This is a genomic window from Bradyrhizobium sp. AUGA SZCCT0105 (assembly GCF_018129565.1).
In the GTDB taxonomy this organism is placed as follows: domain Bacteria; phylum Pseudomonadota; class Alphaproteobacteria; order Rhizobiales; family Xanthobacteraceae; genus Bradyrhizobium.
On record NZ_JAFCMK010000004.1, the window covers coordinates 650788 to 672710 of the forward strand.

The 21923-nt window shown below is 66.0% G+C and carries 19 protein-coding genes and 1 tRNA gene; 7 read left to right on the plus strand and 13 right to left on the minus strand.

The genetic code is table 11. The features are described 5' to 3' along the window. Nucleotides 1-62 precede the first annotated feature (62 nt). The 3 genes from addB (at nt 63) to trxA (ending at nt 7115) form a co-directional block, all read left to right on the plus strand. Entirely contained in the window at nt 63-3209 is a 3147-nt protein-coding gene (addB, locus tag JQ573_RS22630; protein ID WP_212312533.1) for a double-strand break repair protein AddB, read from the plus strand. Further along, entirely contained in the window at nt 3203-6679 is a 3477-nt protein-coding gene (gene addA / locus JQ573_RS22635; protein WP_212408738.1) for a double-strand break repair helicase AddA, read from the plus strand. The genes addB and addA overlap by 7 nt, the downstream gene beginning before the upstream one ends. 115 nt (nt 6680-6794) lie before the next feature. Continuing rightward, complete coding sequence (gene trxA / locus JQ573_RS22640) at nt 6795-7115, plus strand: thioredoxin (protein WP_016847387.1); 321 nt, start codon at nt 6795-6797, stop codon at nt 7113-7115. Between the two features lie 191 nt (nt 7116-7306). Here trxA and JQ573_RS22645 read toward each other — a convergent pair whose 3' ends face one another. The 10 genes from JQ573_RS22645 to rpsA all read right to left on the minus strand — a co-directional run bounded on the left by JQ573_RS22645 (nt 7307) and on the right by rpsA (nt 17212). Then, nucleotides 7307-8047, minus strand: a complete 741-nt coding sequence (locus JQ573_RS22645; RefSeq protein ID WP_212312537.1) for a metallophosphoesterase — start codon at nt 8045-8047, stop codon at nt 7307-7309. A 48-nt stretch (nt 8048-8095) separates the two neighbouring features. Next, nucleotides 8096-9340, minus strand: coding sequence for a bifunctional folylpolyglutamate synthase/dihydrofolate synthase (locus tag JQ573_RS22650; RefSeq protein WP_409334682.1), 1245 nt, complete (start codon nt 9338-9340; stop codon nt 8096-8098). A gap of 95 nt (nt 9341-9435) precedes the next feature. After that, nucleotides 9436-10377 carry an acetyl-CoA carboxylase, carboxyltransferase subunit beta gene (gene accD, locus JQ573_RS22655; RefSeq protein ID WP_212312550.1) on the minus strand — a complete coding sequence of 314 codons (942 nt, stop codon included), beginning with the start codon at nt 10375-10377 and terminating at the stop codon, nt 9436-9438. A gap of 104 nt (nt 10378-10481) precedes the next feature. Then, entirely contained in the window at nt 10482-11318 is an 837-nt protein-coding gene (gene trpA / locus JQ573_RS22660) for a tryptophan synthase subunit alpha (RefSeq protein WP_212312552.1), read from the minus strand. Continuing rightward, nucleotides 11315-12532, minus strand: a complete 1218-nt coding sequence (gene trpB, locus JQ573_RS22665) for a tryptophan synthase subunit beta (RefSeq protein WP_194457488.1) — start codon at nt 12530-12532, stop codon at nt 11315-11317. Before trpB ends, trpA begins: the two co-directional genes overlap by 4 nt. Next, entirely contained in the window at nt 12529-13188 is a 660-nt protein-coding gene (locus tag JQ573_RS22670; RefSeq protein WP_212312554.1) for a phosphoribosylanthranilate isomerase, read from the minus strand. Before JQ573_RS22670 ends, trpB begins: the two co-directional genes overlap by 4 nt. A 76-nt stretch (nt 13189-13264) precedes the next feature. Continuing rightward, on the minus strand, nt 13265-13651 hold the full coding sequence (locus JQ573_RS22675; RefSeq protein WP_207834248.1) for a lipopolysaccharide assembly LapA domain-containing protein: 387 nt from the start codon (nt 13649-13651) through the stop codon (nt 13265-13267). Between the two features lie 83 nt (nt 13652-13734). Then, nucleotides 13735-14064 (minus strand): integration host factor subunit beta, encoded by a 330-nt coding sequence (locus JQ573_RS22680; protein WP_050426527.1) that lies wholly within the window; start codon nt 14062-14064, stop codon nt 13735-13737. Nucleotides 14065-14238: 174 nt separating this feature from the next. After that, nucleotides 14239-15216: a signal peptide peptidase SppA gene (gene sppA / locus JQ573_RS22685; RefSeq protein WP_212312556.1), complete on the minus strand. Its 978-nt coding sequence runs from the start codon at nt 15214-15216 to the stop codon at nt 14239-14241. Nucleotides 15217-15502: 286 nt separating this feature from the next. After that, a complete protein-coding gene (gene rpsA, locus JQ573_RS22690) occupies nt 15503-17212 on the minus strand; it encodes a 30S ribosomal protein S1 (protein ID WP_050404279.1) in 1710 nt (569 codons plus the stop codon). 497 nt (nt 17213-17709) lie between these two features. Between rpsA and JQ573_RS22695 the strand changes: the two genes are divergently transcribed. Further along, nucleotides 17710-17883, plus strand: a complete 174-nt coding sequence (locus JQ573_RS22695; protein WP_212312558.1) for a hypothetical protein — start codon at nt 17710-17712, stop codon at nt 17881-17883. A gap of 90 nt (nt 17884-17973) precedes the next feature. On the opposite strand, the gene cmk is transcribed toward JQ573_RS22695, so the two are convergent. Next, nucleotides 17974-18603, minus strand: coding sequence for a (d)CMP kinase (gene cmk / locus JQ573_RS22700; protein ID WP_176534641.1), 630 nt, complete (start codon nt 18601-18603; stop codon nt 17974-17976). Further along, nucleotides 18600-19937 carry a 3-phosphoshikimate 1-carboxyvinyltransferase gene (aroA, locus tag JQ573_RS22705; RefSeq protein WP_212312560.1) on the minus strand — a complete coding sequence of 446 codons (1338 nt, stop codon included), beginning with the start codon at nt 19935-19937 and terminating at the stop codon, nt 18600-18602. Before aroA ends, cmk begins: the two co-directional genes overlap by 4 nt. 146 nt (nt 19938-20083) lie before the next feature. Here aroA and JQ573_RS22710 point away from each other — a divergent pair, with 146 nt between their 5' ends. The 3 genes from JQ573_RS22710 (at nt 20084) to JQ573_RS22720 (ending at nt 21037) form a co-directional block, all read left to right on the plus strand. Beyond that, nucleotides 20084-20494, plus strand: a complete 411-nt coding sequence (locus tag JQ573_RS22710) for a TIGR02300 family protein (protein ID WP_092126373.1) — start codon at nt 20084-20086, stop codon at nt 20492-20494. 95 nt (nt 20495-20589) lie between these two features. Further along, nucleotides 20590-20665, plus strand: a tRNA-Ala gene (locus JQ573_RS22715). A 132-nt stretch (nt 20666-20797) separates the two neighbouring features. Next, entirely contained in the window at nt 20798-21037 is a 240-nt protein-coding gene (locus JQ573_RS22720) for a GIY-YIG nuclease family protein (RefSeq protein ID WP_212312562.1), read from the plus strand. 299 nt (nt 21038-21336) lie between these two features. Here JQ573_RS22720 and JQ573_RS22725 read toward each other — a convergent pair whose 3' ends face one another. After that, nucleotides 21337-21798, minus strand: coding sequence for a MarR family winged helix-turn-helix transcriptional regulator (locus JQ573_RS22725; protein ID WP_212312971.1), 462 nt, complete (start codon nt 21796-21798; stop codon nt 21337-21339). Between the last annotated feature and the right edge of the window lie 125 nt (nt 21799-21923).

Below are 21923 nucleotides of genomic sequence, written 5' to 3' on the forward strand. Positions count from 1 at the left end.
CAGGGGTGGCTAACGACGGCCGCCGCTCCCTATATTGGCGCCTGATTCGAACCAGGCAGCCCATGCGCGTTTTCAGCGTTCCCGTCTCTGCGCCGTTCCTGCGCACCGTCATTTCGGCGCTGGTCGATGGCCGGCTGGTCGCGGGATTCGAGGCACGCAACGATCCGGCGAAACTCGCCGGCGCCACGCTCTATCTGCCGACCCGCCGCGCCGGACGGCTGGCGCGCGAGATCTTCCTCGATGTGCTCGATTCCGACGCCGCGGTGCTGCCGCGCATCGTCGCGCTCGGCGAGATCGATGAGGACGAGCTCGCTTTCGCCGACCAGGGCGACGACGTCGGCGGCGCCGCGCCGCTGGAGATCCCGCCGAGACTCGGCGAGCTCGAGCGCCGGCTGACGCTGGCGCATCTGGTCGCGGCCTGGGCGAAGACGCCGGTGTCGGCGCCGCTGGTGGTCGGCGGCCCGGCCTCGACGCTGCAGCTCGCCGGCGACCTGGCGCGGCTGATGGACGACATGGTAACGCGCGGCGTCGACTGGCGCGCGCTCGACCGCCTGGTGCCGGACCAGCTCGACAAATACTGGCAGCATTCGCTCGACTTCCTGCGCATCGCGCGCGACGCCTGGCCGAACTACCTCAAGGAGATCGGCCGGATCGAGCCGGCCGCGCGACGCGATCTCCTGATCGAGGCAGAGGCGACGCGGCTGACCGCGCATCCCACGGGCCCGGTGATTGCGGCTGGTTCGACCGGCTCGATGCCGGCCACCGCAAAATTCCTCCACGCGGTGGCGAAGCTTCCGAACGGCGCCGTGGTGCTGCCCGGGCTCGACACCGATCTCGACGAGGACTCCTGGGACACGATCGGCGGCGAACGCGGCGACGACGGCAGGTTCACCACGCCGCCCTCGTCCAACCACCCGCAATTCGCGATGCACGCCTTGCTCGACCGCTTCGGGATCAAGCGCCGCGACGTCGAGAGCCTTGCTGAGCCTGCGCCGCTCGGCCGCGAGGTGCTGGTGTCGGAGACGATGCGCCCCTCGACCGCGACCGCGCAGTGGCACGACCGGCTGGAGCGGCCCGAGATCGTGGCGCGGATTTCCGCCGGGATGACCAACCTCACCGTGGTCGAAGCCCCCAATCCGGAAATGGAGGCGCTGGCGATCGCGGTTGCGATGCGCGAGGCACGGCATCTCGGCAAATCGGCAGCGCTGGTGACGCCTGATCGCGCGCTGGCACGCCGCGTGATGGCCTCGCTGACGCGCTGGAAGCTGGAGTTCGACGATTCCGGTGGCGATGCGCTGATGGAAACGCCACCCGGCGTGTTCGCCCGCCTCACCGCGGGGGCCGCGGCCAAGGGGCTGGAACCGCCGACATTGCTCGCTCTGCTCAAGCATCCGCTGTTCCGGCTCGGCGGCGCCCATGGCGCCCTGAAGCGCGCGATCGAGGTGCTGGAGATCGCGCTGCTCCGCGGCACACGGCCGCAAGCTGCGACCAACGGCCTCGCGCGCGATTTTGTGCGTTTCCGCGCCGAGCTCGTCAAGCTGCATGGCGGCGAGACCTCGTCGCTGCACGCCATGGAGCCGCGCGCCCGGCTGCGCGACAACGAGCTCAACCAGGCCCAGGACCTGATCGCCAGATTGCAGGCGGCGCTGGCGCCGCTGGAAGGCATGGCCTCGTCAAAGCCCTATGATTTCGCCGAGCTGGCCGCGCGTCATCGCGAGGCGCTGATCGCGCTGTCGGCCGACCAGAACGGCGTCGCCATCGTGTTCGAGGAGCGCGCCGGCGCGTCGCTCGCGTCCGCCTTCGACGAGCTGCTCGCCAAGCAGCAGCCGAGCGGGCTGATGACGCCGCTGTCAGACTATCCCGAGGTGTTCCAGACCGCATTCGCTGACCGCATGGTGCGGCGGCCGGAATCGGCGCGCGCGCAACTCAACATCTTCGGCCAGCTCGAGGCGCGTCTGACCGAGTCGGATCGCGTCATCCTCGGCGGTCTGGTCGAGGGCGTCTGGCCGCCGGCGCCGCGGATCGATCCGTGGCTGAGCCGGCCGATGCGGCACGAGCTCGGGCTCGATCTTCCCGAACGGCGCATCGGCCTCTCTGCGCACGACTTTACCCAACTGCTCGGCCATGACGAGGTGATCCTTACCCATGCGGCCAAGGTCGGCGGCGCGCCGGCGGTCGCCTCGCGCTTCCTGCATCGGTTAGAGGCGGTGGCGGGCGAAGCGCGCTGGAAGGCTGCGACATCGGCCGGCGAAGCTTACGTGCAATACGCCGCCGAGCTCGACCGACCCGATACAGTCCAGCCGATCCCGCAGCCGGAGCCGCGGCCACCGCGCGAGGCACGGCCGCTGAAAATGTCGGTCACCGCGATCGAGGACTGGCTGCGCGATCCCTACACGATCTATGCGCGCTACATCCTGAAGCTCGATCCGCTCGATCCCGTCGACATGCCGCTGTCGGCGGCCGATCGCGGCTCCGCAATCCACGAATCCCTCGGCGAGTTCACACAAACTTACGCCGACGCGCTGCCTGACGACATCAAGAGCGCGCTGCGCGACATCGGGGCCAAGCATTTCGCGCCGCTGATGGAGCGGCCCGAAGCGCGCGCGCTGTGGTGGCCACGCTTCCAGCGTATCGCGGCGTGGTTTGCCGAATGGGAGCGAGCCCGGCGCGGCAATATTGATTCGATCAAGGCCGAGATTCGCGGCGAGATCGGCATTCCGCTCGACGATGCCAGGACATTCGTGCTCTCGGCGCGCGCCGACCGCATCGAGCGGCGCGACGACGGCAGCTTTGCGATCCTCGACTACAAGACCGGCCAGCCGCCGACCGGCAAGCAGGTGCGCATGGGCCTGTCGCCGCAGCTCACGCTGGAAGCCGCGATCCTGCGCGAGGGCGGCTTCGCCGACATTCCGGCGGACTCTTCGGTCGGCGATCTCGTCTATGTCAGGCTGAGCGGCAACAACCCACCGGGCGAGCAACGTTCGCTGGAACTGAAGATCAAGACCAACGACACGCCGCAGCCGCCCGATGAGGCCGCCGACAGCGCCCGGCGCAAGCTGGAAGATCTGATCCGCGCGTTCGACGACGAGCAGCAGGCCTACACCTCGCTGAACCTCTCGATGTGGGCGAACCGTTACGGCGCCTATGACGACCTCGCGCGCATCAAGGAATGGTCCGCCGCCGGCGGCCTGGGGATCGAGGAATGGTGAAGGCTATCAGACCCATCCCGCCAGCGGTGCGCGACGCGCAGGCGCGCGCGTCCGATCCGAAGGTGTCGACGTTCGTGTCGGCCAATGCCGGTTCCGGCAAGACCCACGTGCTGGTCCAGCGCGTGATCCGCCTGCTGCTGTCCGGCGTGCCGCCAGAGAAGATCCTCTGCATCACCTTCACCAAGGCTGCCGCGGCCAACATGGCCGAACGCGTGTTCACGACGCTCGGCCACTGGGTGACGCTCGACGACGAGGCGCTCAACGTCGCGATCCGCGAGGCCGGCATTGCACATCCGAGCGCTTCGCTGCGGCGCGAGGCGCGCAAGCTGTTTGCCTGCGCGCTGGAAACGCCCGGCGGCTTGAAGGTGCAGACCATCCACGCGCTGTGCACCCGTCTGCTGCAACAGTTTCCGTTCGAGGCCAACGTGCCGGCGCGCTTCGCCGTGCTGGACGACCGCGACCAGAACGAAATGATGGAACGCGCCAATCTCGCGGTGTTCCTCGAGGCGTCGCGGATTCCCGACAGTCCCATCGGCCGCGCGCTGCGGACGGCGATGGCGAATGCCGCCGACGTCACCTTCAAGGAGGTGGTCCGCGAGGCTTGTCTGAGCCGCGACCATTTCATGGCCTGGACCGATGCCGCCGGCAACGCCGCGGCCGCTGCCGCGCAGATGTCGGCCGCGCTCGGTGTCTCCTCTGAGATTCGTATCGAGGATGTCGAACGCGAGATCGTCGACGGGCCGAACCTGCCGCGGTCTGGCTGGAAGGAGCTGGCGACGCTGCTCGACACCAGCAGCAAGGCGGACCAGAAGCAGGCCGAGCGGCTGCGGAGCGCGCTGACCTTCACCGGGGCAGCCCAGGTCGACGAATATCTCGGCGTCTTCCTGACCGATGACCGCGCGCCGCGCGCGTCTGTCATCACCAACAACTTCATCAAGAAGAATGCCGTCGCGGGCCACCGGTTCGAGGCGGAGGTCGACCGGCTCGGCCCGCTGATCGAGCGGAGGCGCGCCGTGGTCGCGCGCGACCGCACCGAGGCGCTGATCCACATCGCGACCGCGGCGGCCGCGCACTACCGGCGCGAGAAGCTGGAGCGCGGCCTGCTCGATTATGACGATCTGATCGACAAGACGCTGGCGATGCTCGACCGCGTCTCCTCAGGCTGGGTGCATTACAAGCTCGACCGCGGCGTCGATCACGTGCTGATCGACGAGGCGCAGGACACCAGCCCGCGGCAATGGGACATCGTCGCGCATATCATCTCGGAATTCACCTCCGGCGCCGGCGCGCGCGACGGCCTGGTGCGTACCGTGTTCGCGGTCGGCGACGAGAAGCAGTCGATCTTCTCGTTCCAGGGCGCAGCACCCCGCGAGTTCGATCTGCGGCGGCGCGAGCTGAAGCGGCGGTTCGAGGAAGCCGGGCTGAAATTCGATCCGGTGTCGTTCACCTATTCGTTCCGCTCGGGGCCGGTGATCCTGCATTCGGTCGACCATGTATTCCGCGAGCAGGAGATCTTCCGCAGCATCCATGCGGTGGAGAACGGCTATCCGATCCACAATGCGATGGCCGACGCCGGCCCCAGCCTGATCGAGCTCTGGGATCTCGCCGTAGCCGACGACCGCCAGGACATCGAGGGCTGGCGCGCGCCGTTCGACGGCGTCTCGGTGACCAGCCCCGAAGTAAAGCTCGCACGGCGCATCCAGGCCGAGATCAAGCGCCTCGTCTCTAGCGGCACCATGACCGGCAGTGAAGGCGGACGACGGCCGCTACGCTATGGCGACATGCTGATCCTGGTGCGGCGGCGCGGCAACGCCTTCGACGCGGTGATCCAGGCGCTGAAGCACGCCAACATTCCGGTTGCCGGCGCCGACCGGCTGAAGCTGACCGAGCACATCGCGATCATCGACCTGATGAACCTCGCCGACGCGCTGCTGCTGCCGCAGGACGACCTTGCGCTGGCGGTGGCGCTGAAGAGCCCGCTGTTCGGCCTCGATGACGACGACCTGTTCAAGCTGGCGTATCAGCGCCGCGGCTCGCTGCGCGAGGCGCTGGCCGCGCAGGCGCCGACCGATGAGCGCTTCTCGGCCGCGCTGCGCCGCCTCGAACAATGCGAGCGCCGCTTCACCGAGGAGACGCCGTTCGCGTTCTATGCTTGGCTGCTCGGCGGCGACGGCGGACGGGCGCGCATCCTGCGCCGGCTTGGCCACGAGGCCAATGATGCGCTCGACGAATTCCTCGAGCTCGCGCTGGGCTATGAGCGCAAGGCGCCGGCCTCGCTGCAGGGCTTTATCGCCTGGCTGCGCGCCGCCGACACCGAGGTGAAGCGCGACATGGAGATTTCGCGCGACGAGGTTCGCGTCATGACCGTGCACGGCGCCAAGGGCCTCGAGGCATCGGTCGTGTTCCTGGTCGACACCACGACCTCGCCGTCCGACACGCAGCGGCTGCGGCTGATCCATCTGCCGCAGGGCAATGCCGCGCCGAACGCGCCCGGCGTCGTGGTGTGGGCCAGCAAGAAGGCCGAGGATCCACCCAATGTCGCCGACGCGCGCAAGGCGATGCTCGGCGACACCGAGGACGAATATCGCCGCCTGCTCTATGTCGCGATGACCCGTGCGGCCGACCGGCTGATCGTCGGCGGCTGCATGCCCGGCAACATGAACACGGTGCGGAAATCCTCCTGGTACGATCTGATCACCAAGGGGCTCGCCAATGCCGGGCTGAAGCTCGAAGAGCTCGAGACGCCGGCCGGCAAGGTGATGCGCTATTCGCGGCCGGACGACGTCGCCGATCTCACCGGCGCCGCCGCTTCAACGGCCGCAGCGCCGATCGCGCTGCCGTCCTGGCTGCGGACCGCGGCCGCACCTGAAGCTTTCGCCGCGGGCGTACTGCGCCCGTCCGATCCGGCCGATGGCGACAGCCATCCGATACGAACCGGCGAATCGGTGCTGCTGCGCGCCCGCGCCCTGCAACGCGGCACGCTGGTACATCGCCTGCTGCAATCGTTGCCCGAAATTGCCGCCGAGCGGCGGCGCACCGCCGCGCTTGGCTACCTCGCGCGCAACGCCGACGGCTGGAGCGACGAGGAGCAAGCCGCGCTCGCAGACCAGGTGCTGGACTTGATTGCCGATCCGCGTTTCGCCGCGGTGTTCGCGCCCGGCAGCCGCGCGGAGGTCTCGATCGTCGGACGGCTCGAGCGGCCGGGCCAGCCGAAGGCGCTGGTCTCGGGCCAGATCGACCGGCTGGTGGTGACGCCGACCGACGTCCTGATCGTCGATTTCAAGACCAACCACGCCCCGCCGAAGACCGCCGCGGAGGCGCCACGGGGCTATGTGCGGCAGCTCGCGCTCTATCGGGCCGTGCTGGCGAAGCTTTATCCCCAGCTGCCCGTCCGGGCCGCGCTGCTTTGGACCGAAACACCTGAAATCATGGAGATTTCCGCCCCCGCGCTGGACGCCGGGCTGGCATAAGTTCATGTCGGCGTGAGCGAGCTTGACCCGGCAAGGGGGCGTTCATAGGTTTGACCCATGCTCCCCGGGCGCGATTCTCCGCCGCGCCCTTTTCTCAACTGTACGAGGTACTCACATGGCCGTTGGCAAGGTTTCTGACGCCGATTTCGAAGCCGAAGTGCTCAAGGCGACCGGGCCGGTGGTCGTCGACTTCTGGGCCGAGTGGTGCGGACCCTGCCGCATGATCGCGCCCGCTCTCGATGAGATTTCCGGCGCGATGGGCGACAAGGTCAAGATCGTGAAGCTCAACGTCGACGAGAGCCCGAAGACCGCGTCGAAGTATGGCGTGATGTCGATCCCGACCCTGATGATCTTCAAGGGCGGCGAGATGGCGTCCCGTCAGGTCGGCGCCGCGCCGAAGGCCAAGCTGCAGCAGTGGATCACCGCTGCGGTCTGATCTGTTTCGAATTAGCCGAATTGCGACACGGCCGGCGTCATGCCGGCCGTTTTGTTTTGAGCGAGATGAATCCTCGCTCGTCATGGCCGGGCTTGACCCGGCCATCCATCCGCTTTGGAAAAGAGGTACTTACGAAGATTGATGGACACGCGGGTCAAGCCCGCGTGTGACGAAGATTGCACGCAGGCAGATTACCTGATCCATCCCGTCGCCAGCGCCGAGGCGAGCTCGGCTTGACCATTGCGCCGCGCCAGCGCCGCCATCGCGGCGTGATCGTAGGGGATGTGGCGGAAGGTGACGTCCCAGTCGCGACCGACCTGTTCAAGAATCGCGTAGCGCGCATCGGGCGAACCGGCCTCCACGACATGCGGATATGGCTTGCCGGCGCGATAGCCGGGTGAGCCGACGCTGCCGGGATTGACGATCAGCCGCCCATCGCGAAACCGCACGGCGCGCGCGGTATGGGTGTGCGCGCACAGGATCAGCGATTGCGTCACGCCGGCCGCCAGCGCCTCGATCGATCCCAGCGTGGACATGCAGACTTCGCCGCCCGGCAGCACCGTCTCGAGCCAGTAGGTCTCGTCGTCCTGCGGCGTCGCGTGACACAGGAACACCTCGTCGCGATAGACCGCATTCGGCGGCAGCGTGCGCAGCCAGTCGAGATGCCGCGGCTCGAGCTGGGTGTAGGTCAGCCGCTCCCAGGAACCCATCTTCTCGTGCGGGCGGTCGATCAGATAGCGGTCGTGATTGCCGAGCAGATGGACCGCATCGAGCGCCATCAGCATGTCGATGGTCGGCCGGGCGTCGAGCGGCCCGCTCACCATGTCGCCGAGATCGACGATGTCGGAAATGCCCTGCGCGCGGATATCCGACAGCACCGCTCCAAGCGCGAGGTGGTTGCCGTGGATGTCGGCGATCGCAGCAAAACGCATGGTGTCTCGTCCTCCCACATGCGCACCGCATCCGGGACGCGGGACCATTTATGCAGGAGGCGTGCCGTTGGCCGCAAGCACGGGACCCGCGAGGTACAGCGAGCCGGTGATCAGGATGCGCGGCGGCACCTCGTAGGCCAGCCTGGCGAGCCGTTGCAGCGCGGCGTCGACGCCGGATGCGATCTCGACGCGCATGCCGAGCGCGCGCGCGGCGTCGGCGAGCTTGTCCGGCGCCATGCCGTTGTCGCGGCCGGGCACCGGGACCGCGATGATGTGGCGCGTCAGCCCGGCGAAATTGGCGAGGAAGGCATTGGCATCCTTGTTGGCCATCATGCCGGCAATCACAACGAGCGGCCGCGACACCCGCTCCTCGAGATCGCCGAGCGCCGCCGCCGCAACGCGGCCACCCTCGGCATTGTGGCCGCCATCGAGCCAGACCTCGGAGCCCTGCGGCCCCTGGCAGACGAGCGCGCCCGAGACCAGCCGCTGCATCCGCGCCGGCCATTCCGCATTGACGATGCCGGCCTCATAGGCCGCGATGTTGAGCTTGAAGGTGTCGATCGCACGCAAGGTCGCGATCGCGAGGCCCGCGTTGTCGAACTGGTGCCGGCCGAACAGCTTTGGCGCGGCGAGGTCCATCAAGCCGCGCTCATCCTGATAGACCAGCCGGCCGCGCTCGACGCCGACATGCCATTGCTGGCCGGCCGCATGCAGCGGCGCGCGCATGCGGTTCGCCTCCGCCTCGATCACGGCCATCGCGTCCGGCGCCTGTTCGGCAGAGATCACCGGCACCTTGCGCTTGATGATCGCGGCCTTCTCGCCGGCGATCAAAGTCAGCGTATCGCCGAGGAATTCCATGTGATCCATGCTGACCGGCGTAATCACCGAGGCCAGCGGCGTCTCCACCACATTGGTGGAATCCAGCCGGCCGCCGAGGCCGACCTCGAGCAGCGCGACGTCGGCCGGATGCTTTGCGAACAGGCAGAACGCGACTGCGGTTTCCATCTCGAATATGGTGATGGGGTTGCCGGCGTTGATGCGCTCGCAATGCTCGAACGTCGTTCGCAGCTCGTCGTCACCGACGAGCTTGCCGCCGCCTGTGGCACCCAGCCGGTAGCATTCGTTGAGCCGGACCAGATAGGGCGAGGTGAAGACGTGCACGCGCAGGCCGGCGGCTTCGAGGATCGCGCGCAGATAGGCAATGGTCGAGCCCTTCCCGTTGGTGCCGGCGACATGGATCACCGGCGGCAGCTTGCGCTCGGGATGATCGAGCCGCTCCATCAGGCCGCGCATGCGATCGAGGCTGAGATCGATGCGCTTCGGATGCAGCGCCGATATCCGCGCGATCAACGCCTCGAACGAGGGTTGCGATGGGGCGGCGCTTGCGGTCACGCGTGCGGCGCGGCCGGCACCGTCTCCGGTGCCGTGACGATCTGGGCCGGCTCGGTGACGGCAACCGTGGGCTTGGACGCGGTTTCAAGCGCCGGCGCCTTGGTCAGCAGGCGGCACAGCCGCGCCAGCATGGCCTTCATCTCATGGCGGTGCACGACCATGTCGACCATGCCGTGCTCGCGCAGATACTCGGCGCGCTGGAAACCTTCCGGCAGCTTCTCGCGAATGGTCTGCTCGATCACGCGGGCGCCGGCAAAGCCAATCAGCGCACCGGGTTCGGCAATCTGGACGTCGCCGAGCATCGCATAGGAGGCGGTGACGCCGCCGGTGGTCGGATTGGTCAGCACCACGATGTAGGGCTGCTTCGCCTCGCGCAGCATCTGCACGCCGACCGTGGTGCGCGGCATCTGCATCAGCGACAGGATGCCTTCCTGCATCCGCGCGCCGCCGGACGCGGCGAACACGATGAAGGGCGACTTCTTCTCGACCGCGAGCTCGAGCCCGCGCACGATCGCTTCACCGGCGGCCATGCCGAGCGAACCGCCCATGAAATCGAAATCCTGCACCGCGACCACGACGCCGGTGCCTTCGAGCTTGCCGTAGCCGACCTTGACCGCGTCGTTCAGGCCGGTCTTGGCCCGCGCATCCCTGATCTTGTCGACATATTTGCGCTCGTCGCGGAATTTCAGCGGATCCGCCGTCACCTCGGGCAACGCGACGTCGAACCAGGTCTCGTTGTCGAAGATCGACTTCAACCGCGCCACGGCGCCCATGCGCATGTGGTAGTTCGAGCCGGGGATCACGAACTGGTTGGCCTCGACGTCCTTGTAGAACACCAGCTGCCCGGAATCCGGGCACTTGATCCAGAGGTTTTCCGGCGTCTCGCGCCGCAGGATGTTACGGATCTTCGGCCGGACGACGTTGGTGAGCCAGTTCATGGTTCGCTCCGAAATGCGGGTCGGTCCCGCACCAGCTGGATATATGGCGGGCCGGGCGAACCCGGCAAGCCGCCGTCTGCGGCCTTGTTGCCGCAAAATGTGGCTTATTCAGCGGCCTGCTTGGCGCCCCGGACCCCCTGCGCCAGCGCGGACACCAGGTCCGCCACCGCGCTCACGGTATTCGGCGTCGCGCGGCCCTCGGCATCGAGATTGGCGCGCACCACGTCGACGATCGCGGTGCCGACCACGGCGCCGTTGGCGTTCTCGGCGATCGCGCGCGCCGTTTCCGGCGTGCGGATGCCGAAGCCGACGCAGACCGGCAGCTTGGTGTGCCGCTTGATGCGGGCAACGGCTTCTGCAACCGCGTTCGAATCGGCCGTCGCAGCGCCGGTGATGCCGGTGATCGAGACGTAATAGACAAAGCCCGAGGTGTTCGCGAGCACCGCCGGCAGGCGCTTGTCGTCGGTGGTCGGCGTCGCCAGCCGGATGAAGTTCAGCCCGGCCTTCAACGCGGGGATGCAGAGCTCGGTATCTTCCTCCGGCGGCAGGTCGACGATGATCAGGCCGTCGACGCCGGCGGTCTTGGCATCGGCCAGGAAGCTCTCGACGCCGTAGATGTAGATCGGATTGTAGTAGCCCATCAGCACGATCGGCGTCGTGTTGTCGTCCTTGCGGAAGTCGCGGACCATCGCCAGCGTCTTGCGCAGCGTCATGCCGCCCTTGAGCGCGCGCAGGCCGGCGGCCTGGATCGACGGGCCATCGGCCATCGGATCGGTGAAGGGCATGCCGATCTCGATGACGTCGGCGCCGGCCTTCGGCAGCGCCTTGAGGATGTCGAGCGAGGTTTTTGCGTCGGGGTCGCCGGCCATCACGAAGGTGACGAAAGCGGAGCGGCCCTGCTGCTTCAGCTCGGCGAAACGTGCGTCGATACGGGTGGTCACTTCTTCCTCGCCTTCAAGATGTCGCCGACCTGCGGCACGTCCTTGTCGCCACGGCCCGAGAGATTGACCACCATCAGATGATCCTTCGGCCGCTGCGGCGCGAGTTCGGACAGTTTTGCGATCGCGTGCGCGGATTCCAGCGCGGGGATGATGCCCTCGAGGCGCGACAGCAGCTGGAATGCGGCCAGCGCTTCCTCGTCGGTCGCCGAGAGATACTTCACGCGGCCGGTCTCATGCAGCCAGGCGTGCTCGGGGCCGATGCCGGGATAATCGAGGCCGGCGGAGATCGAGTGCGCTTCCTCGATCTGGCCGTCGGCATCCATCAAAAGATAGGTGCGGTTGCCGTGCAGCACGCCGGGGCGCCCGCCGGCGAGCGAGGCCGCATGCAGCTGCGTCAGCCCGTGACCGGCCGCCTCGACACCGAATATCTCGACCGAGGGATCGTCGAGGAACGGATGGAACAGTCCCATCGCATTGGAGCCGCCGCCGATGCAGGCGATCAGCGAGTCCGGCAGCCGGCCCTCGGCCTCCTGCATCTGCGTGCGCGTCTCGTGGCCGATGATCGACTGGAAATCGCGCACCATCATCGGATAGGGGTGCGGGCCCGCCACCGTGCCGATGCAATAGAAGGTGTTGTGCACGTTGGTGACCCAATCGCGCAGCGCGTCGTTCATTGCGTCCTTCAGCGTGCGCGCGCCCGACTGCACCGGGACGACCTTGGCACCCAGCATCTCCATGCGGATCACGTTGGGCTGCTGCCGCTCGACGTCGACCGCGCCCATATAGACCACGCATTCGAGCCCGAACCGCGCGCACAGCGTCGCCGTCGCCACGCCATGCTGGCCGGCGCCGGTCTCGGCGATGATGCGCTTCTTGCCCATGCGGCGCGCGACCATGATCTGGCCGAGCACGTTGTTGACCTTGTGCGAACCGGTGTGGTTGAGCTCCTCGCGCTTCAGATAGATCTTGGCGCCGCCGAGATGCTCGGTGAGCCGTTCGGCGAAATAGAGCGGCGAGGGCCGGCCGACATAGTCCTTTAGATAGACATTCATCTCGGCCTGGAACGCCGGATCGGCCTTGGCGTCGGCATAGGCCTTTTCGAGATCGAGGATCAGCGGCATCAGCGTTTCCGCGACGAAGCGTCCGCCGAAAATGCCGAAATGCCCGCGCTCGTCGGGGCCGCTGCGGAAGGAATTGGGCAGGTTTTGATTCATCGAACCATCAGTTCTTGGGTTGCGCGTGCGGCGCGGATGAAGGCGCGGATCAGCTCGGGATCCTTGACGCCCGGCGTGCGCTCGACGCCCGACGACACGTCGACCCCGCCGGCGCGGGTGACGCGGACAGCTTCAGCGACGTTGGCGGCGTTGAGCCCGCCGGAGACCATGTAGGGCAGCGCGAGATCGAGATTTTCCAGCAGGTGCCAATCGAACGGCGCGCCGAGACCGCCGGGCCGGGTGGCATCCTTCGGCGCGCGGGCATCGAACAGGATACGGTCGGCGACGCCGGCATAGCCCGGCAGCGGGGCGAGGTCGGCCGCGGTCTCGACCGGCAGCGCCTTCATCAGCGGCAGGCCGAACTTCTGCTTGATGTCGCGCAGCCGCGCGGTGGTTTCCTTGCCGTGCAATTGCAGGATATCCGGGCGCAGCGTCTCGACGATGTTTTCGAGCGTGGCGTCGTCGGCATCGACCGTCAGCGCGACCTTGACGGCGCGGCCCTTGGCGCGGCTGCCAAGCTCGCGCGCGGTCTCGAGGCTGATATGGCGCGGCGACGGGGAGAAGAACACGAACCCGACCATGTCCGCGCCGCCCTCAAGCGCGACGTCGAGCGTCTCGCGCGTGGACAGGCCGCAGATTTTGACGAGCAGGGGCATGGTCTCGAAACGGGTCTCAAAAACGGGTTTTCGGGCGGCCGGAACAGGGGTTGCCCCGGGTCCGACGGGGCGGGTTCTACAACGTCGCGCCCTGCTTGTCTCGCCCATTGGGCCCGTAAAAGCCCAGCTGGGCCGGGGCCGAACGACGCTGCGCGTCGTCCCGGGAGGCCGTGGCCCTGAGGTCGGCGAGCTCGGCGCGGACGTGGCGGGCGTCGGCCTCATGCTGCCGGGCAGCGCGCCGCCAGCGCCCTTGCTTGAACCAGGTTCCAATGCCACCGGCGATCACGCCGAGAATGGCGGACGCGATGATGACGACGAACAGCGGCAGTGTGACCGCAACCGTCGGCGTCACAGAGTTGAAGGGATCAAACGACACCGTCACCCAGTGACGGTTGGCGACGGCGAAGATGATGAAGATCAGTCCGAGCGGAACGACGACCACTGCCGTGAAGAACTTTCGCATGACCATCTCTCGCAGCGATGGAGAAAGTGCGGGCCCATCGCTCGCAGCAACGACAACGCCGGGCGTCGCGCTAAGCGTCAGCCTTAAGCATCAGCCTTGGGCGCGTCGATCTTGGAGGCTCCCGCCTCAGCCTCGTCGCGATTGAGGCGCTCGCGCATTTCCTTGCCGGTCTTGAAGAACGGCACGCTCTTCTGGTCGACCGGCACATGCTCTCCGGTACGCGGATTGCGGCCGGCACGGGCCGGGCGATGCTTCACCGAGAAAGCGCCAAAACCGCGCAGCTCGACGCGGTCGCCACGCGCCAGCGCCGCGACGATTTCATCGAGAATCGCATTCACAATATTCTCGACGTCCCGCTGATAGAGGTGCGGGTTGTGCTCGGCGATACGCTGAACAAGTTCGGATTTGATCATCGAAAATGGGATCCGGGCTCTTGCGGAAACCCATTTCCGTGAAAATGCCGTGCACTGTCAAGACGCTAAATCGATTTAGGACGCCGTGAAATCGCGTGACAAATAGCCCAATTGGGGCATGCGGCGATTCCCGCAGAGCGAGAATACCCTGATCAGTACGCCTTTCGCTCTCGACTAGTCGGTTCCTCCGGGAGTCCACAACGCCAGCATGCCGTCGAGCCCGAACCGGTCGACCGCCTGGGCAACGCCACCCTGCTCGATCCGCCGCGCGATGCCGCCAAGGCCGAACGCATCGAGCGTCATCGACGCCGCGGTGCGCAGGAAGGTCAGGTCGCTGAATCGCGGATTGAGCTTGTAATTGCGCACCGGCAGGTCGCTTTTGACCTTCTTCTCCGCAACCAGCCAGGCGATCGCGGTCTTCTCATCCCCGAGCTGATCGATCAGCTTGAGATCGACCGCCTGCCGGCCAGTGAAGACGCGGCCATCCGCGACCTTCTCCAGCAGGGCGTCGTCCATGCCGCGCCGTTCCTTCACCAATCCACGGAACCACGCATAGGAATCCTTGACCAGGCCGTCGATCGCAGCGCGGGCCTCCGGACTGGTCGGCTCGAAGCCGTTGGGCGCCGCCTTCAGCGGGGAAGACTTGATCTCCTCCATCTTCACGCCGACGGTCTTGAGCAATTCGGACACGTTGGGAAACTGGAACAGCACGCCGATCGAGCCGACCAGCGAGGTCTGCTGGGCGACGATATGGTCCGAGGCGATCGCCGTGATGTAGCCGCCCGAGGCCGCCAGTCCCTCGACCACGACGACGAGCGGCTTCTTCGCCTTCAGCTGCATCAGCGAGTCGTAAAGCTGCTCGGAGCCCGCAGTGGTGCCGCCGGGCGAATTGATGTGCACGACCACGGCCGCATAGCTTGACTTGCCGAGCCGCTCCAGCGCTTCGACGCGCTCCTGGTCGCTGCGGATCAGGCCGTCGATATTGATCCGCGCGATCGTGTTCGACGTCGAAAAGGTGCCGCGTCCGCCGGCGGCGATCACGCCCACGCCGACGATGGCCGCGATTGCAATGACCGCAGCGGCGACGCGCCAGAACGTCAGCTTGCGCCTGATCCGGCGGCGGTCGACGATCACGTCTGAATCCAGCGACATCCGATCTCTCCCGAAATAGTCAGCGCGCAATCCGCGCGTTTTGCCGTCGCAGCGTCACTATCAGCTTAGCCAAATACATCAATTGCGACGCAATATGAAGAAAACAAGGCCCGTCATGTTGCCTGCATCGTAGCCCGGATGAAGCGCAGCGTAATCCGGGAAGAATCGTCGCGGGGACAGAGCCCCGGATTTCGCTGCGCTTCATCCGGGCTACGGATTACGGGATAACAAAAAGGGCCCCGGCTTGCGCCGGGGCCCCGATTGTTCGCCTCAACGAGACGAAGGCTTACTTGTCGGTGCCGCGGTTCTTCAGCGCGGTGCCGAGGATGTCGCCAAGCGTCGCTCCCGAATCGGAGGAGCCGTACTGCGCGATGGCTTCCTTCTCTTCAGCAACTTCCAGCGCCTTGATCGAGACCTGCACCTTGCGGGCCTTCTTGTCGAACTGGATGACGCGGGCATCGACCTTCTCGCCGACGGCAAAGCGTTCGGCGCGCTGGTCGTTGCGATCGCGGGCCAGCTCGGACCGCTTGATGAAGGTGGTGAACTCGGTGCCCGAAATCCGGACCTCGATGCCGCTCTCCTTCACTTCGAGCACTTCGCAGGTCACGACCGCGCCCTTCTTGACGTCGCCCGGCTCGGCGAAGGGATCGCCTTCGAGCTGCTTGACGCCGAGCGAGATACGCTCCTTCTCGACATCGACATCGAGCACCACGGCCTTGACCATGTCGCCCTTCTTGAAGTTGTCGATGACCTGCTCGCCCGGAAGCTTCCAGTCGAGGTCGGAGAGGTGAACCATGCCGTCGACGTCGCCCTCGAGACCGAGGAACAGACCGAACTCGGTCTTGTTCTTGACCTCGCCCTCGACCACCGAACCGACCGGGAACTTCTCGACGAAGACTTCCCAGGGATTGCGCATGGTCTGCTTGAGACCGAGTGAGATGCGGCGCTTGACCGAATCCACTTCGAGCACCTGCACTTCGACTTCCTGCGAGGTCGAAACGATCTTGCCGGGGTGCATGTTCTTCTTGGTCCACGACATCTCGGAGACGTGGATCAGGCCTTCGATGCCCGGCTCGAGCTCGACGAACGCGCCGTAGTCGGTGATGTTGGTGACGCGGCCGGTGAAGCGGGCACCCAGCGGGTACTTGGCTTCAATGCCCTGCCACGGATCATCCAGCAGCTGCTTCATACCGAGCGAGATGCGGTGCGTCTCGTGGTTGATCTTGATGATCTTGACCTTCACGGTCTGGCCGATGGTCAGCACCTCGGTCGGGTGGTTGACGCGACGCCAGGCGATATCGGTCACGTGGAGCAGGCCGTCGATGCCGCCGAGATCAACGAACGCACCGTAATCGGTGATGTTCTTGACCACGCCGTCGATCACCTGACCCTCTTCGAGGTTCTGCACCAGCTCCTGGCGCTGCTCGGCGCGGGTCTCTTCGAGAACCGTGCGGCGCGACACCACGATGTTGCCGCGGCGGCGGTCCATCTTGAGGATCTGGAACGGCTGCGAGTTGTTCATCAGCGGCGCAACGTCGCGGATCGGACGAATGTCGACCTGCGAGCGCGGCAGGAAGGCCACCGCACCGTCGAGGTCGACCGTGAAGCCGCCCTTGACCTGGTTGAAGATGACGCCGTTGACCTTTTCGTTGTTCTGGAACGCCTTCTCGAGCTTGCCCCAGCTTTCCTCGCGGCGCGCCTTGTCGCGCGACAGCACGGCTTCGCCGAGCGCATTCTCGATCCGGTCGAGGAACACCTCGACTTCGTCGCCGACTTTCAGATCGCTTTCACGGCCGGGGCCGGCGAATTCGCGCAGCGCCACGCGGCCTTCGGTCTTCAGGCCGACGTCGATGACGGCCATGTCCTTCTCAATTGCAACCACCTTGCCCTTGATGACCGAGCTTTCCTGCAAATTGCCGCCGGCAAAGGATTCATCAAGCATCGCCGCGAAATCGTCGCGGGTGGGGGTATAGGAAGACACAGTATTCGAAGCCATTTGTTCTCCAAATGCGGGATCATGCCGGCCGTTCGGGTTGATGGGCGCACCGCGCGCGAAGTGTCAGGGTTCCGCAAACCCTGACGACCGCTCATTGCAGGAGGTGCAACAGCGGGCCGGCAGTAAAACTGCACGTTCGGTACGTTTGAATTGTCGGGAGCCTGAAACGAAAATATCGCCTTCAAGACCTGGGAGCGGGCGTTCCTCCAGATGCGGCGAGGGCTCAAACCCGGCGCCGGCCCGCTCAGACACGGCCTCGACACGGTCGATGGCGCTCCGAACGGCGCTGATATAGCTCCGGGGCCCATTTTGAGCAAGCCGGAAATGCCCGATTTGCGGGCGCTTAAGGCTAATCGCGCCCCGACGGCGCTCCAGATCCGGCGTCGCAACGCGCTGTTGACCGAGTCGCGTGAAATGCCCCCGCAGGAGAACGCCGCGGAACCCACCCTTAAGCAGCACCCCATACGATAGCACCGTTCAAAACAGGGGGATTACCAATGAAAAGCTTTGTGGTGCTGGCGGCGATTGCCGTCCTGACGATTGGAAATGCGATTGCCGGGATGCCCGGCGCTGCTCCGGCCGCACACGGCACGTCTGCCGCGGTGGCGCAGCCGCTGCTCAGCATGGCCGAGCAGGAATTGCCGTTCGACCGCTACTGGTCGAAGAACTGATCCAATGGCTCCAAAACCACACGATCTAGGTGCGCCTGGCGCGGTGACCTCGTCATCGCGCTTTTTCTTTTCCGGGGCTTGGCGGCGGGATCAGCGCCGGGCGCGCGCCGCCTCGACGATGGCGATGGCGGCGCGGACGCCGGCCTCGATGTCGAGATTGGAATTGTCCAGCGTGTGGGCGTCCGCCGCCGGCCGCAACGGCGCAACGGCACGGTTCTTGTCCCGCTCGTCGCGCTTGAGGATGTCAGCCAGCACCGCCTCCTCGTCGGCGTCCTCGCCGCGGGCGCGGGCCTCCAGGGTGCGCCGCCGCGCCCGCACGCGGGGATCGGCCACTACGAAGATCTTCACGTCGGCGTCCGGGCAGATCACGGTGCCGATGTCGCGTCCATCCAGCACCGCACCGGGCGGATCGGCGGCGAACTGGCGCTGGAAGTTGACCAGCGCCTCGCGCACCTTGGGAAAGGCCGAGACGACAGATGCGCCCTCGCCGACCTTCTGGGTCTTCAGGATCGGATTGCCGAACTTCTCGGGATCGAGCTCGAGCGCGACGGCCACCGCCAGCGCCTCATCGTTGAGATCGGCGCCCTGCGCCATCATCGCATAGGCCACCGCGCGGTAGATCACGCCGGTGTCGAGATGGCGGTAGCCGTAGTGGTGGGCGAGCCGCTTGCCGAGCGTGCCCTTGCCGGAGGCGGCGGGTCCGTCGATGGCAATGATCATGCGAAGTCAGCTCCGAGCGCGCGCATCATCGGTATGAAATCCGGGAAACTGGTGGCGATGAAGGCGGTGTCATCGATCTTCACCGGCCGATCCGAAGCACAACCCATCACCAGCGCCGACATCGCGATGCGATGATCCATATGGGTGGCAACAAGGCCGCCGCCCGGAACGTGGCCGCGGCCCTCGACGATCAGGTCATCGCCGGAAACCTCGACCTTGACGCCGTTGACGCGCAGCATGTCGGCGGTGGCTTCGAGACGGTCGGACTCCTTGACGCGCAGCTCCTGCAGGCCGCGCATGATCGTGGTGCCCTCGGCAAACGCCGCCGCAACCGCCAGCACCAGATATTCATCGATCATCGACGGCGCGCGCTCCGGCGGCACCTCGACGCCCTTCAACTTCGAGGCCCGCACGCGCAATTGCGCCATCGGCTCGCCGGCATCGCCGCGCAGATCGCTCTCCTCGATCGAGGCGCCCATTTCGCGCAATGTGGTGAACAGGCCGGTGCGCAGCGGATTGGTCATCACGTCGGAGAACACGACGTCGGACCCTTCGACGATCAGCGCCGCGACGATCGGGAACGAGGCCGAGGACGGATCGGCGGGCACCACGACCTCCGCGCCGTGCAGCTCGGGCTCACCGTTCAGCGAGATCCTGCGGCCGTGGCTGCCTTCCTTCTCCGTGGAGATCTCGGCGCCGAAATGCTTCAGCATCAGCTCGGTGTGGTCGCGGCTCGCCTCCTGCTCGATCACCGTGGTGATGCCGGGCGCGGACAGGCCCGCCAGCAGCACCGCGGACTTGATCTGGGCCGAGGCGACCGGCGTCTTGTAGACGATCGGCACCGGATAGCGGGCACCGTGCAGGGTGAGCGGCAGCCGGCCGCCCTCCCTGACGTCGCTGGTCCGGGCGCCCATCAGCTCCAAGGGATCGAGAATCCGGCGCATCGGCCGCGTACGCAGCGAGGCGTCGCCGTCGAAAATGGCCGCGATCGGGCAGCCGGCCACCGCACCCATCACCAGCCGGCAGCCGGTGCCGGAATTGCCGAAATCGAGCGGCGCCGAGGGCTGGGCGAAGCCCCCGACGCCGACGCCCGAGACCGACCAGGCAAAGGGCGCTGTCCGCTCCACCTTGGCGCCCAGCGCGCGCATGGATTTGGCGGTATTGAGGACGTCCTCGCCCTCCAGAAGGCCGGAAATGCGGGTTTCGCCGACCGAAAGCGCCCCGAGGATCAGGGCACGGTGGGAAATCGATTTGTCGCCGGGAACGCGGACCTTGCCGGCCAGGGGGCCGCAAACGCGCGATTCCAGCGGGGTCGGGGTGTCGGAATGGGCCAAGATTGTGTCCTCTCGCGCCGCGGCAGGTATCACATAGGCAACACCGCGTCACGCGCCCGTCACTTGCGCGCAAACCGCTATTGACAGCGGCTCCTCAACTAGCCAAGTGAAGCACCGTTTTTCAGCAAAATTCTGGGATGACCACGTTGGCCAAGTCCGAGCTCGGAACCAAGCGCATTTGCCCGACCACGGGCAAGAAGTTCTACGACCTCAACAAGAATCCGGTGATTTCGCCCTACACCGGCGAGGTCGTGCCGATCGCGCCCGTAGCCCCGCCGCGGGGCGGCCGTGGCGCCACCGTCAGTTCACCTGCGACCGCCGCCGAGATGCCCGAGGCGGCCGAGACCGAAGAGTTGGTCTCGCTCGAGGAGGCCGATGCCGAGGAGAACACCGGCAAGGTCAAGGCCGTGGTTCCCGAATCCGAGGACGATATCGAGGTCGACGAGACCATCGACGACGATGACGACGACGATTCGACCTTCATCGCCGACGAGGAAGAGGGCGATGAGGACGTGACCGATATTATTGGTGACGTCGGCGGTGACGAAGAGACTTGAGATCGGCGCCGATCTATGATCAACGGTGCTGCCGCGCGAGTCATCCAGGCCGCGCGGGCCGGGATCGATCCCCCAGGATCATCCCAACTGGATAAGGGGCCATAGCTCAGCTGGGAGAGCGCTTGCATGGCATGCAAGAGGTCGGCGGTTCGATCCCGCCTGGCTCCACCACGCTTCGCCCTTCGGGCTACGCGTGGCGCAGCCACGAGTTGCCTGAAGGGCGAAGCGTGGTGTCCGGCGTAGCCCGAAGGGCGAAGACGGACTGCCAAGGGTTCTACTCCCGTCCGGCCTCAGTGGATGCGAATGTGGTGCGTCTACATCATCCGCAGCATCAACTTCCCTGAGCAAGAATACATTGGCGCCACCGAGGATCTGAAACGGCGGATTCCCGAGCATAACGCCGGCAAGTCCGCGCACACCTCAAAATTCAAGCCGTGGCAGCTCGTCTGGTACTGCGCATTTCCCGACAAGTACAAAGCCCTGGCGTTCGAGAAATACCTCAAATCCCATAGCGGCCGCGCCTTCGCCAAGAAGCGCCTCTAGCAACCTCCGCGCCGCATTTTTGATCCAGAACAAAGCTCGAGCGTCCATTGGTTGCTATCTTCTCCGGTGCCAACGGACGCCAAGCCATGCGCGATTCCAGCTGGACCGAATTCTTGCGGTGCCCGAGGTGCCAGCGCACGGGCCATGCCCGGCTTTCGGAGATCACGCCCTTCCGAAATCGGATCGAACTGGTCCCGGAGGGCTTCGAGATTCGTCACGACGAGCGCGGCAGTGATTTCCAGTGCGCGACTTGCAGAGTGCCGGTGCAGCCCTAACAAGCGCGCCCCGTTTCGCGCCCGCTACTCCCCCAGCACCGCATTGAGCCGGTCGCGCAGCGCGACGATCTCGTTCTTCATCGCCATCAACTCGCCAACCGTACAGTCCGAGGCCGCGAGGATCGACTGCGGAACGGCCTTGGCCTTTTCACGCAGCGCGTGGCCCTGCGGCGTCAGCGCGATCAGCACCACCCGCTCGTCTTCGGTGCTGCGGGTTCGCCTGATCAGTTCCGCCGCTTCCAGCCGTTTCAGCAGCGGCGTCAGCGTGCCGGAATCCAGGAACAGCCGCTCGCCGAGGTCCTTCACCGGCACGTCGTCGCGCTCCCACAGCGCCAGCATCACGAGATACTGCGGATAGGTCAGCCCGAGCCGGTCGAGCAGCGGCTTGTAGACGCGGTTGAAGGCGTGCGCGGTCGAATAGACCGCAAAGCAGATCTGGTTATCGAGCCGCAGCGCCTGATCCGCCGCCGTCTGTTTCCTGACCATGATTCCCATCGAATCCATCTCGTTTCCGGGTCATTCTGGGCCCACAGGACCGCGGATTCAATTGCGAACAATTAAATGTGAGACCGCATAATTTATATTGTGCACAATCTAATTGGATGCAATAC